The 13,014-nt window shown below is 42.9% G+C and carries 12 protein-coding genes and 1 tRNA gene; 9 read left to right on the forward strand and 4 right to left on the reverse strand.

Annotated features, from left to right (window positions below; all coding sequences use genetic code 11):
* Window positions 1-85: 85 nt before the first annotated feature.
* Together ABWY16_RS06560 and ABWY16_RS06565 are read right to left on the reverse strand one after the other, a co-directional pair.
* Window positions 86-1,306, reverse strand: coding sequence for a site-specific integrase (locus ABWY16_RS06560; RefSeq protein ID WP_353903852.1), 1,221 nt, complete (start codon window positions 1,304-1,306; stop codon window positions 86-88).
* Between the two features lie 245 nt (window positions 1,307-1,551).
* A tRNA-Asp gene (locus ABWY16_RS06565) sits at window positions 1,552-1,625 on the reverse strand.
* A 310-nt stretch (window positions 1,626-1,935) separates the two neighbouring features.
* On the opposite strand from ABWY16_RS06565, the gene ABWY16_RS06570 reads away from it, so the two are divergent.
* From ABWY16_RS06570 to ABWY16_RS06580, 3 genes are all read left to right on the forward strand, one after another.
* A complete protein-coding gene (locus ABWY16_RS06570) occupies window positions 1,936-2,871 on the forward strand; it encodes a ring-cleaving dioxygenase (RefSeq protein WP_353903853.1) in 936 nt (311 codons plus the stop codon).
* A gap of 1 nt (window position 2,872) precedes the next feature.
* Window positions 2,873-3,511: an alpha/beta hydrolase gene (locus tag ABWY16_RS06575; protein WP_353903854.1), complete on the forward strand. Its 639-nt coding sequence runs from the start codon at window positions 2,873-2,875 to the stop codon at window positions 3,509-3,511.
* Between the two features lie 138 nt (window positions 3,512-3,649).
* On the forward strand, window positions 3,650-4,234 hold the full coding sequence (locus tag ABWY16_RS06580) for a pentapeptide repeat-containing protein (RefSeq protein ID WP_353903855.1): 585 nt from the start codon (window positions 3,650-3,652) through the stop codon (window positions 4,232-4,234).
* 52 nt (window positions 4,235-4,286) lie between these two features.
* Here the strand turns inward: ABWY16_RS06580 and ABWY16_RS06585 are convergent, their stop codons facing one another.
* On the reverse strand, window positions 4,287-4,940 hold the full coding sequence (locus tag ABWY16_RS06585) for an NAD(P)-dependent oxidoreductase (RefSeq protein ID WP_353903856.1): 654 nt from the start codon (window positions 4,938-4,940) through the stop codon (window positions 4,287-4,289).
* A gap of 272 nt (window positions 4,941-5,212) precedes the next feature.
* On the opposite strand from ABWY16_RS06585, the gene ABWY16_RS06590 reads away from it, so the two are divergent.
* Genes ABWY16_RS06590 through ABWY16_RS06605 form a run of 4 tightly spaced genes read left to right on the forward strand, consistent with a single transcriptional unit; the run spans window position 5,213 to window position 9,218 of the window.
* Window positions 5,213-6,238: a LacI family DNA-binding transcriptional regulator gene (locus ABWY16_RS06590; protein WP_353903857.1), complete on the forward strand. Its 1,026-nt coding sequence runs from the start codon at window positions 5,213-5,215 to the stop codon at window positions 6,236-6,238.
* A gap of 40 nt (window positions 6,239-6,278) precedes the next feature.
* On the forward strand, window positions 6,279-7,121 hold the full coding sequence (kduI, locus tag ABWY16_RS06595; RefSeq protein ID WP_353903858.1) for a 5-dehydro-4-deoxy-D-glucuronate isomerase: 843 nt from the start codon (window positions 6,279-6,281) through the stop codon (window positions 7,119-7,121).
* A 35-nt stretch (window positions 7,122-7,156) separates the two neighbouring features.
* Window positions 7,157-7,927 (forward strand): 2-dehydro-3-deoxy-D-gluconate 5-dehydrogenase KduD, encoded by a 771-nt coding sequence (gene kduD / locus ABWY16_RS06600; protein ID WP_353903859.1) that lies wholly within the window; start codon window positions 7,157-7,159, stop codon window positions 7,925-7,927.
* A gap of 13 nt (window positions 7,928-7,940) precedes the next feature.
* Complete coding sequence (locus tag ABWY16_RS06605; RefSeq protein ID WP_353903860.1) at window positions 7,941-9,218, forward strand: DUF4861 domain-containing protein; 1,278 nt, start codon at window positions 7,941-7,943, stop codon at window positions 9,216-9,218.
* 6 nt (window positions 9,219-9,224) lie between these two features.
* Here the strand turns inward: ABWY16_RS06605 and ABWY16_RS06610 are convergent, their stop codons facing one another.
* On the reverse strand, window positions 9,225-10,235 hold the full coding sequence (locus tag ABWY16_RS06610; protein ID WP_353903861.1) for a LacI family DNA-binding transcriptional regulator: 1,011 nt from the start codon (window positions 10,233-10,235) through the stop codon (window positions 9,225-9,227).
* A 189-nt stretch (window positions 10,236-10,424) separates the two neighbouring features.
* On the opposite strand from ABWY16_RS06610, the gene ABWY16_RS06615 reads away from it, so the two are divergent.
* Both ABWY16_RS06615 and ABWY16_RS06620 read left to right on the forward strand, forming a co-directional pair.
* A complete protein-coding gene (locus tag ABWY16_RS06615) occupies window positions 10,425-12,125 on the forward strand; it encodes a glycoside hydrolase family 43 protein (RefSeq protein WP_353903862.1) in 1,701 nt (566 codons plus the stop codon).
* A 213-nt stretch (window positions 12,126-12,338) separates the two neighbouring features.
* A complete protein-coding gene (locus ABWY16_RS06620) occupies window positions 12,339-12,986 on the forward strand; it encodes a carboxypeptidase-like regulatory domain-containing protein (RefSeq protein WP_353903863.1) in 648 nt (215 codons plus the stop codon).
* The last annotated feature ends 28 nt before the right edge of the window (window positions 12,987-13,014 follow it).

Raw genomic sequence — 13,014 nt, forward strand, 5'->3', positions numbered from 1 at the left:
GATAAGTGCATTGTTGTTATGTTGTTCCATAATGTTTATGCTGAACCCAATACATTTGGGTAAACTGGTTCTAACTTATTTCTATTTATCCTACCGATGTTAATTTATTTTTCAACATTGACATATCAGCGCCAACCTTGGTATCAAGAATTTTTGCATAGTGCTGAGTGGTTTTAATATTGGTATGCCCGAGCATTTTAGAAACACTCTCAATCGGTACGCCGTTAGACAAGGTGATTGTAGTGGCGAAGGTGTGTCTTGCTATATGAAACGTTAGATGTTTGGTGATACCACAGATATCGGCAATCTCCTTCAGGTAAGCATTCATCTTCTGATTGCTGCTCACAGGCAAAACTCTGTCACTGTTCACGCATATAGGATGATCAGCATATCGATTCACAATCTCTTCAGCAATTGGCAATAATGGGATATGAGAGGCTACAGCAGTTTTATGGCGCTTCTTCATAATCCATGATGCACCATCTAATCCTTTCCTGATCTCTGATTTAGTTAATTCCTGAACATCAATAAAACTTAAGCCCGTATAGCAGCAGAAGATGAAAGTATCTCTCACAATACGTAGACGCTCTATTGCAAATTCTTTATGAGAGATGTCTTGCAGTTCGTCAGGGGTAAGGGTAACTCTTACCACCTTGTCAATTTTATTCTTGTGGTTTAGGAATGGATCATATTTTATCCAGCGGTTCCCCAGGCAAATGCGGGTGATCTTTCCAAGGTTCTTTAGATGTTTGACAGCAGAGTTATTGGCGCATTTACAATTGCTGCGTAGGTAAAAATCAAATTCTGAGATAAAGAAGTGATCAATCTTGTCTACAGGAATATCTATTTGTCCATATTTCGATATAATAAAAGATTTGACATGCTTCAATGTGCTGTTATATTTGGTTAGCGTACCTTTTTCAAATCCATTGCCGATTAGCGCCTCTATTTTAGCATTGTGATCTTGAAATACCACAGTTATAGTATGAGGCTTCTCTACAAATCCTAAATACTTGTTTTTAAGAGATTCCGTCGTGATCGACTCACCGGCTTTAATCAGGTCAATATGCGCCTGATCGACCTTGTCCTCAACTGCTTTCAAATATATATTGGTTATTCGCGCATTTTCGTTTCTGCTGTCTATGCGGCAAGTCTTAGTATTCCAGTACTCTGGATTAGATAGTTTGCCTGTAGATAGCTCTTTGGGTACTCCATCTACCGTGATACGCATGTAAATAGGCATTGCACCGGAAACATAATTTTTTGGCTTCTTCAGATAGAAGAGCAGGCTAAAAGTGTTTTTCATCTTCTTAAGATTAGAGTTAAACAAAATTAGCATTGCAGATAGGAGTAATCAAGATGTTCAATTTTTGAACTAGTTGACAATTAATACGATATAAGACTTTCAGTGAGTCAGACCTGTTCAACTATTGACTCATGAATTACTCACTATAAGTACCAGAATTATTGAATAATTCTGAAATCCTCTAAATCAAAAAAGCCTCTAATCATACGATTAAAGGCTTTCTGAATGTTTTACTACATATTATGCGGACCGGACGGGACTCGAACCCGCGACCTCCGCCGTGACAGGGCGGCATTCTAACCAGCTGAACTACCGGTCCGTTCTCCCTTGCGGGGCTGCAAAGATAGAAAACATATATTCAAATGCAAATCTATTTGAATATTTTATTTAAAAGCTCTTACCGGCATTTCCCGCTGTTTCTATCTTTCATTATATGCCGATTAAGCAACTATATAAGATACTTCTGAGCATACGCTTTTACGTAGAACCCAAATTTCTCAATAATACCATCAATGTAATTTCTTACGATAGGATAAGATTTATAAAAAATCCAGGTGGTAGATTTGTTTAAACACTAAAGGAAAAGCAGACAGGGGCAATAACCCTGGATGTAATTCAGAAAGATCATTATGGAAAACACAATTTTAGGTCTGCACCACATCACAGCGATTGCAGGAAATGCAAAAGTGAATTACGATTTCTACACAAGGGTATTGGGACTGCGTTTGATAAAGAAAACAGTCAATTTCGACGATCCGCAAACATATCATTTATACTATGGCGACGAAGCCGGATCGCCGGGTACCATCCTGACCTTTTTCCCATGGGGAAACATAGGCGCAGGCAGAAGGGGTACCAGACAGGCAACTGAAATTGGATACAGTGTTCCGGAGGGAAGTCTTGACTTCTGGCAGGAACGCCTTGAAAAAAATAACATTACCTATAACAAAGCTTCTGAGAAGTTCGGCGAAAAATACCTGACATTACTAGATCCTGACGGACTTAAATTTGAGCTTACTGTTGCAAAAAACAAAGACAACAGGATACCTTTTTTAACACCGGAAATCAACGCAGATCAGGCAATACGTGGTTTTCACCAGGTGACTATCACTACAAATAAAATTGACAGGACTGCTGAAGTACTTACTGCAATCTTTGGGTACAAACTGATGGAACAGCATGTTAACCGTTACCGCTTTGTGACAGATGCAGTTGAAGAGGCTGCTATCGTGGACCTTGTTGAAGTACCTGGAGAATCTGCAGGGCACGTTGCTGGTGGTTCAGTACATCACGTAGCATTTCGGGTAAAAAACGAGGAAGCACTGAAATACTTCAGAGATAAAATTGCGGCTATGGGGCTGAATATCACTGAGCAGATTGACCGTAACTATTTCTATTCTATGTACTTCCGTGAACCAGGAGGTGTGTTGTTCGAACTGGCTACAGATAATCCCGGGTTTACAGTTGACGAACCACTGAACGAGCTGGGCAGCAATCTGAAATTGCCTTCACAATATGAAAGTCAGCGGTCAGAGATAGAACGTATTTTACCTAACCTTATCTGATATGTACCAGCACTCAAAAAATATAGTAACTGCAGGAATACCAGTGGAAAATGCCAAAAGCGCCCTTGTTATGATTCATGGCAGGGGAGCATCGGCCCAGAGTATGGTGCCTTTGGCAAATTATCTTGATACTACGGATATGGCCATTTTTGCGCCACAGGCAAGTCGCCACAGCTGGTACCCGACGAGTTTTATTGAACCGGTTGAAGAAAATCAGCCGGCACTGGATTCTGCACTGGAAATTATCGATGAACTGGTAAAGGATATCGTTAAGGCGGGCATCCCGGCAGAGCAGATCTATTTCATGGGCTTCTCGCAAGGGGCATGTCTTACGCTGGAATATGTCACAAGAAATGCAATGAAGTACGGCGGGGTAATCGCTTTTACCGGCGGGCTGATTGGGCAGGTGCTTGAATTGGAAAATTATAAGGGCGACTTCGGACAAACTACCATCCTGATTTCAACAGGTGATCCCGATGCTCACGTGCCCTTAAAAAGGGTTAAAGAAAGTGCCGCAGTCATGGAAAAAATGAACGGCAGAATGCATGTTGTTGTTTACCCGGCTAAACAACACACCATTACAAATGAAGAGATTGATATAGCCAATCAGCTGTTTTTTGCTGATGGCGCTCACTCGTAGTTATAAAAGGAGGATAGAAAATGTTGAGATTATTGCTTTCCATAAGAGACAATTTAATTGGCTATTACATTTCATTGCATTTTAAAATGTATTAGATTTACAGCCCCCCCGATAGGGATAATTCAGATACAATACATTTTGAGTACAGCAGACGAACCGATAGCACATTACAATAAACGATTTGAAAATATAAACTATGAGGACAAGCACCTTGCAGGCCGGTATTTTGACAATTGTGTCTTCTACAAATCGACAATAAAAGGTTGCCTGTTTGAGGATTGCACTTTTAACAAGTGTACCTTCGAGGAGACGGATCTTTCACTGATCAAACTGCAAGAGACCTATATCAGTGATTGTACGCTCATCAACTGTAAAGCGATTGGCATTTTGTGGTATGATACCCAGAACCCATTCTCTTTACAGGCTAAAGGATCGATTCTCAGTTATTCCAGTTTTTTTGGAAAAAACCTCAAAAAAGTAAAGCTAATAAACTGCATAGCCCGCGAGGTTGATTTTACAGCCTGTAATATGACTGCTGCGGATTTAAGTGGCACCGATTTTATGGGCTCTACCTTTTCGGACACAGACCTGAGACTGGCAAATTTTACAGGAGCCCAGAATTACCAGATTGATCCGGCCGGGAATAAAATCAAGGGAGCGATTTTTCAGTTGCCAGCAGCTATTTCATTTCTTGACAGCCTCGGAATCACGATTGTAGACTAATCAAATAGTTATAAAGAGAGAACTTAAACAGCTCTCCCTTTATAATGGTCATTTAATAAGCAGCAGTAAACTGTTGTTTATTATGTTTTGATGTTTCCAGTTCATCAATGATCACTAAAGCAAGATCTTCTACGGATAAAACTGATCTGTCATCATCGCCAAACACTGGCTGATTTGAACCAAGGCGGTATTTTCCTGTACGTACTCCTGACGTACCCTGGTGCATTTCAAAAGCGGGACTGAAAAATGTCCAGTCCAGTTCCTCTTCTTTTTTAAGAATATTCAGGTAATCTCTCGCTGCTGAAGCCCCGGGATAAATCGCTGCCGGGAATTCTGGTGTATCTACAGCCTGGATCCCTGGTGCTATTTCCAGGGCTCCTGCACCTCCGATCACAATATATCTTTTGATACCAGCTGCTTTAACAGCGGCCTGAATAGACTGTGATCCTCTTAAAAACTCTTCGTAAATATCCGGATTGCTCCAGCCTGAATTATAGGCACTGATTACTGCATCCGTTCCCTGAACAGCAGATTTGATTTGATCGGCATCCAGAACGTCGGCTTTGATAATACTCAGATTCTCATGCTGTAAGGTGATATTTTCAGGATTTCTAACGATTGCTTTCACCTTGTGTCCTCTGTCTAATGCCTCGCTTAAGATTGCTGAGCCAACAAATCCGGAGGCTCCGATTAATGCTACATTCATAATGTTTGATTTCTATATTATTGTCTTTGAAACTCTTATCGGGCGGAGCTGAAATTCCTGGATCAGGAATTTACCACCTGTTTTTATAACAAATGTAGAGAAAAGTAGTTTAAACAACATTGATTGATTCTTCGCAAAAATCTGATTCCGGATAATGGACTTAAGTTCGTCGATACAAAAAGAAATCCAATGTAAAAAACACGTTGCAAATTATAGTTGACAATTTATGAAAACGTTTTCATAAATTCGTAGAGTTCGTCATTCGGCAAATTATGAAGGAAAATCAGCAGCACCATACCATTCTGGATCTTGCAGCGGCATTGAAACTATCGCCAGCTACAGTATCCAGAGCGCTTAATAATACTTCATACGTAAAAAAGGAAACCCAGCAGCGCGTAATGGAAATGGCCCTGAAACTCGGTTACCGTAAAAACACAATGGCCGCTGGCCTCAGGAACAACAAAACCAATACAATTGGCCTTATCCTTCCGAAAATATCCATGTATTTCCATGCTGAAGTAGTTACAGTGGTGCAGAACCTTTTACACGCACAAGGATATAACCTGATTATCGGACAGTCCAATGATGACCCGGCAATGGAAAAAGAGCTGGCAGAGACATTCTTTTCCTCGAGGGTAGATGCGATGATCGTATCCTGCACGCTGCAGACAGAAGATTTCAGTCACTTCGATATATTCGCTGACCATCAGATCCCGATTTTGTTTTATGATCGTGTCCCGCCGGGAAACTACAGAGCCAGAGTAATTAAAGGTGATGATTTTAATGGCGGTTTTCTTGCCGCTCAGCATCTTGCTGAAGCCGGATGCAATAAAATTGGAATAATCAATGGGCCTTTGACTTCAAATATATATGAAGCACGTGCCGCGGGTTTTATTGGCGGACTGCAGTTCTTTGATGTTCCGGTACGTAATGCACTGTTCTATCATCAGCAATTAAATACTGAACAGACATTAAAGGCATTGAAAAAGCTGTTTTCAGACAAGGTTAAACCAGATGGATTGTTTGTAACGAGTGACAGGAATGCGGTAACTGTACTGCAATACGCAAAGGAAAATGGTATCAGGATCCCGGATGACCTGTGTCTCGTGGGTTATTCCAATGATCCGGTAACAGCAGTCGTCAGTCCTTCGATCACTACTATAGACCAGTTTCCTGCATTGTTTGGAGATAAACTCGTGGAAACACTTTTAGAAATGATCAGATCTCCTCAAACCAATGAATTTGTTCCTGCGGTGGTCACACCTGTCACATTGATCAGCAGAGAATCAACCAGATAAATTTTAAGAATCAAATTAAATAGCAAATACAAATATTATTATGGAAAATCGTTTTGAAAGTCGTTATGCAGTGAGTCCTGTTGAAGCCAAAGGAATGGATACCGCAACACTGCGCAATAATTTCTTAATCAGCTCAATATTTGAGGCAGATAAAGTAAACCTCACCCTGTCTCATTTCGACCGTTATATTGTTGGCGGTGCTATGCCTGTAAATGGCAAGCTGGGACTGCCCAACCCTGATGACCTGAAAGCACCGTATTTCCTGCATCGCCGGGAAATCGGGATTATCAATGTTGGTGGAGACGCAATTGTTACCGCGGATGGAGTAGAATTTAAACTGGCTTACAAAGAAGCCCTGTATATTGGAAAAGAAACAGCAGATGTTCAGTTTGAATCGGCCGACCCGGCAAAACCTGCAAAACTGTATATAAATTCAGCACCGGCGCACCATAAATTCCCTACAAAAAAAGTGACTAAAGCAGAAGCTGACATCGTGGAACTGGGTTCACTGGAAACAGCTAACCACCGTGTTATCAATAAACTGATCGTCAACAGTGTCATTGAAACCTGTCAGCTGCAGATGGGAATGACGGAACTGAAAACAGGAAGTATCTGGAATACAATGCCCGCACATACCCATGACAGAAGGATGGAAGCATATTTTTATTTTGAAGTACCCGAAAAACAAAGTGTTTGCCATTTCATGGGACAGCCACAGGAAAGCAGACACATCTGGATGCAAAATGAAGAAGCAGTAATCTCCCCAAACTGGTCGATACACTCCGGAGCGGGAACAAGTAACTATACGTTTATCTGGGGAATGGCAGGTGAAAATCTGGACTATGGAGATATGGACCACTGTGCAATTAACGACCTGAAATAATCAACCATACAGCAAGGATTAACCAATATAAAACTATGTCAGTATTAGATACATTTGACCTGAAAGGAAAAACAGCTTTAGTTACAGGCTGCAAAAGAGGAATGGGTAAAGCAATGGCAATTGCCCTTGCAGAAGCCGGAGCCGATATTATCGGGGTTTCAGCTAACCTGGAGCTTGAAAACAGTGAAGTAGAAAAAGAAGTTACCGCTTTAGGCAGGAAATTCAGCGCTTATCAATGTGACCTTGGCAACAGGGAAGCACTATACTTGTTCATTGAAAAAGTAAAAGCAGCACATGATGTCATAGACATCCTGGTTAACAATGCCGGCACGATCCTGCGTCAGCCTGCAGCAGAACATACTGATGCCTACTGGGACGAAGTGATAAATGTTAACCAGACCGCCCCCTTCATCCTGACCCGGGAAATTGGTAAGGGAATGATAGCCGCCGGAAGCGGAAAAATCATATTTACAGCATCTCTGCTGTCTTTCCAGGGAGGAATTAATGTACCGGGTTATGCGGCCAGTAAGGGAGCTATAGCGTCCTTAACAAAGGCCTTTGCCAACGAATGGGCATCCAAAGGAATAAATGTGAACGCGATTGTTCCCGGATATATCTCAACCGATAATACTACAGCATTGAGAGCCGATGAAAATCGCAGCCGCTCTATTCTTGAGCGTATTCCTGCAGGCAGATGGGGGGAACCTGAGGATTTCAAAGGACCAATCCTTTTCCTGAGTTCAAAAGCATCGGATTATATTCATGGTACATTGCTCACCGTTGATGGTGGCTGGATGGGCCGGTAAAATTATATTGGTGATGAAGGGAATTAAAAAGGGATTATTCATACTGTTGCTGGGATGCAGCAGTATGAACCTCTATGCTCAGCAGACTGTAATCCAGCTGAAGAATCTATTGCCGGTGGTTCGCAGGAACGAACTGATTACACTTGACCGCTCGTTTCTGGAGAAAAAACTGGGCAGGCTCTCTGAAACGCTGCCGCTCGAGATTGTTGGCAGGAAAGAAGCTGCTGCCCTCCAGTTTGATGATCTGGATGGAGATGGTAAATGGGAAAAAGCAGTTTTTTTATGTGACTTTAAAGCCCGGGAAACCCTAAAACTGAAACTCGCGCTAACTGGTGATGTGGTAGTTTCAGGCGGGGTTGTAGCACACGTCAGGCAGCGGCGGAAACTGAGTAACGACTCTTTCGGAAATGATTTGCAGTCAGACACAGTTCCTGCCGGGCAAGCCAATACAGATTTTACAAAAGTTAAACTGCCGCCTTTTCTCACCGAAGGGCCGGCCTGGGAAAATGATAAAGTTGGCTTCAGGATCTATATGGATGTCAGAAATATCAAGGATATCTGGGGTAAAACCACATCGGCCATGATGATGGATACTGTAGGAGCAGACCCCAGTGTAATCTATCACCACCTTGCAGCATGGGGAATGGATATTCTGGCTGTGGGCAAGTCACTGGGAGCAGGATCACTTGCGCTAAATGTCCCTTTGAGCGGTAAAAAAGATACCCTGGTCAGATTGGGAGGCCTGCATATGGGCAAGATCATTTACAGGAAAATTGCCGACGGCCCAGTGCGCGCAGTATTTCAGATGGAATATCCAAACTGGAATGTTATGGGCGACGGGAAACTGACAAGCCTGACGGAGCAGATCAGCATCTGGGGCGGACAGTACTTTTATGAAAGTAAAGTATCTCTCAAAAATGCACCTGCAGGAGCGAAGCTGGTTACCGGCATCGTAAACCTGAAAAGCAAAAAGGCAGTTAGTGATACTGAAAGTAATCCGGCGCTGTTGTATACGTTTGACCAGCAGAGCGAAAACAAGGACAACCTGGGAATGGCGGTGATGCTCCGCAAAACAGATCTGCTCGCTTTCGGGCAAACGCCAAATCAAGGGAGCGATGTCTTAAACACTTATACAGTACAGATGAAATTACCGGCCGCCGGACAAAGTACTGCTTTTCGGTTTTATTCCTGCTGGGAACATTCTGACTCTGGATTTGCTACCGAAGGAGGATTCAAAAAGTACCTGGCTAAAGAAGCAAGAAACTACACCAGCCCGATTGTAATTAAATAACAAGTTTTACCTGATAAACAGTCTGGTATGTAAAATATCCCTTTCAAATTCTGTGACAGGAAACTTTGCCTCGATCAGTTCAAGCAGTTTCTCTGTGGCAAGCTGTCCCATGTCAAAAGCAGGTTGAAAAACAGAAGTTATAGGAGGATTAAACAAATCAAGTACATCTGAATTGCTGAATCCTGCAATGGCAATCATTGTAGGGTTGAGCATATTCAGTTTCTTCAAAACATGCATGCAACCCATTGTTAGCCTGTCGCCCGCCACAAAAATCGCGTCCGGTTTATCGTTCAGGCTAAGCAATTCTTTAACTGCTGTTTCTACCTCTTCCTGGATCATTCCGCCATGAGGACAATTCTTAATGTACTCTGGTCTAACGTTTAAACCATTATGATGTAAAGCATCCGTATATCCCGTAAGCCGTTCAATACTGATGGATAAATGTGCTGAACTGGATATATGGGCGATCTTACGGTGTCCTGAACGGATCAGGTGACTGGTAGCTTCATATGCACCCTTTGCATTATCTGCAATGATCTTATAGGTATTGATACGCTCCGGAACGCGGTCGAAAAACACAATCGGCAAACCCCGTTCATGTAATTGCTCCAGATGGCTGACATCATTGGTTTCTGCTGAAAGTGAAATCAGCAGTCCGTCTACCGACCGGGAAGCCAGGTGCTGTACATTGGTCTTTTCCCTCTCAACAGATTCATGAGTCTGGGTGATGATGACGGTATATCCGCGACTGTTTGCAATAGATTCTATGCCATTGATGGCTTGTGAAAAATAATGATTGGCTACTTCACTGACCACAATCCCGATAGATTTACTCCGGCGCTCTTTTAAACTCAAGGCATTCGGATTGGGACGGTAATTTACTTTTTGTGCATATTCCATCACGAGTTTCTTGGTTCCTGCGCTGATTTCGTAACTGTCTCTCAAGGCCCTGGAAACGGTAGAAGTGGATAGGTTCAGGGCCCGGGCTATATCTTTAATGGTAGAGCTCTCAAACATTTGGTTAAGTGAGTAGATTTTTGGTCGGTAATGGGGTTGGACTTTACAAGTTTAATGAAATAATTTGAATTTTCATGAAACATGAATAGTTTTCGGCAACGTTTGCGTAAATTAAAACAAGTCTCTGGATTTTTTCTATGGAAAAACTGATTAGAATTGCAGCCACGACTCCCAGACCAAATAATTTGTATGAAGAAACCCGGCTCCCTGAGCATCTCAGGCTCTCAAATTCTGTTTTCCATTTCCCTGTTCGGTGTTTTTATAAATACTGGCGTTGCCCAGCAAAGAACAGTGCAGGAAAAGGTATTTCCAACAACAATATCCAAAGTTTGGGTTGCTGACCTGGGCAACGGAAAATATAAAAATCCTGTCATCAATGCAGATTACTCTGATCCGGATGCCGTACGTGTAGGTGACAATTATTACATGATCTCTTCCAGCTTTGACGGTGTTCCCGGTTTGCCAATCCTGCATTCCAAAGATTTGGTGAACTGGACCCTTATTTCACATGCATTGACGAGACAACCGCCCTTCGAACATTTTTCACGCACACAGCATGGAAATGGCGTATGGGCGCCTGCTATCCGTTACCACGATGGCGAATATTATATCTATTATCCCGATCCGGATTTTGGCATCTACCTGATTAAAGCTGCAGATCCGGCTGGAAAATGGTCTGAACCTGTTTTAGTATGCCCCGGAAAAGGTCTGATCGATCCCTGTCCGCTCTGGGATACAGATGGCAGGGTTTATCTGGCACATGCATTTGCCGGCAGCAGAGCAGGAATCAAAAGCATCATCACTATCAAAGAACTTAATAAAGCTGGCAACAAGGTACTGGATCAGGGAGTAATCGTTTATGACGGACATGAGACTGATCCAACGCTTGAAGGGCCAAAATTCTATAAAAGAAACGGATATTATTACCTTTTTGCGCCCGCCGGAGGTGTGGCAACAGGATGGCAGATCGTTCTGCGGTCTAAAAACCTTTATGGCCCTTATGATCGCAAAATAGTAATGGATCAGGGTAAAACAGCTACCAATGGGCCACATCAGGGTGCCTGGGTAGATACCAAAACCGGAGAGGACTGGTTCCTGCATTTCCAGGATAAGTTTGCTTACGGCAGGGTAGTCCACCTTGAGCCTATGAAATGGGTAAATGACTGGCCGGTTATTGGAACAGATACTGATGGCGATGGTACCGGAGAACCTGTTACTGTGTATAAAAAACCTGATGTGGGAAAAGTTTATCCAATTGCAAGCCCTGCCGAAAGTGACGAGTTTAACAGTATACGTCCCGGATTGCAATGGCAGTGGCAGGCCAATCCCGAAGGCACCTGGTCGTTCATGAACGCTGCAGCGGGGACGTTGAGATTGTACACAATGAAGGTTCCGGATTCGGCCAGGAATTACTGGGATGTCCCCAATATCCTGCTGCAGAAAACCCCTGCCGATGAATTTATGGCCACTACCAAAATGAAGTTCAGCAGCAATCCCAAACTTGAAAATGAGAAAGCAGGCCTGATCATGATGGGTCAGAGTTATGCTGGTATTGCTTTTAAAAGCAGCAATAACGGCTTGTCGCTCATCTACATGGTATGTAAAAACGCCATTAAAGGAAAACCTGAGACGGAAAAGGAACTGATCACGCTGAAACAGAAGGAAGTTTACTTTAGGCTGAAAGTACAGAAAGGAGCGGTTTGCCAGTTCAGCTACAGTCTTGATGGCAAATCGTATACCGATGCCGGCGCAGCATTCCAGGCAGAAGCCGGATTATGGATTGGTGCAAAAATGGGTCTGTTTGCTACACGGACCAGCCAGATCAATGACAGTGGATATGCTGATGTCGATTGGTTCAGGATTGAACCCCTGGTCCAAAACGGTCTGTAATTACCTGCTCAAATTCCGTCGGCATGCTGATTAAAGCATGGTTTCGGTACTACGCAAGCGTTACCGGGAACGTTTGCACATTTATTTCTGTCCAGATAAAGAAATTAAGCTTCAAAACTTTGTAGACTTGCTTTACACAGGTTATGAATGATGCTTTATTTCGCAGGAAATACCGGATATAAGTAGCCTTTGAAGAATTCTAACCAAATAAGTATGAACAAATTTTATCTTTTAGTGGCTGCATTATGCCTGCTCGTCAGCACTATTGCAACAGCCCAAAACCGCACCATTTCAGGCCGGGTGGCCGATGGGAAGAACAAAGAAACACTGATCGGCGTAAGCGTCAAGATCAAGGGCAGCACCCAGGGAACAAGTACTGATTCAAAAGGAAACTTCAGCTTGAGTATTCCGGCCAGCAATACTAATGTAGTGCTGATAGTGAACTACGTAGGATACGTTTCCCGCGAAATCACTCTGGGAACCCAAACTACTTTAAATGTGGAGTTAACTTCTAACGAAACCGCCTTAACCGAAGTGGTGGTAATTGGTTATGGAACAGTAAAAAAAAGAGATCTTACAGGATCAGTGGTTTCGGTAAAAGGAGAGGATATCGCTAAAGTTCCATCAGCAAATCCGCTCGAATCGATCCAGGGTAAAGTGCCTGGAGTAGACGTTACGCGGAACAGCGGTGCGGCCTCATCAGGCGTATCAATCAACATCCGGGGTACACGTTCTATTTCTGCAGGTAATGGCCCGCTGATCATCGTAGATGGAGTTCAGTATTCAAGCCTGCAGGACATCAGTTCCAATGATATCTCCTCAATGGAAATCCTTAAGGATGCATCAACAACAGCTATCTAATGTACAAGAGGTGCAAACGGGGTAATCA

The sequence above is a fragment of the Pedobacter sp. genome (genome assembly GCF_040513095.1).
GTDB lineage: Bacteria > Bacteroidota > Bacteroidia > Sphingobacteriales > Sphingobacteriaceae > Pedobacter.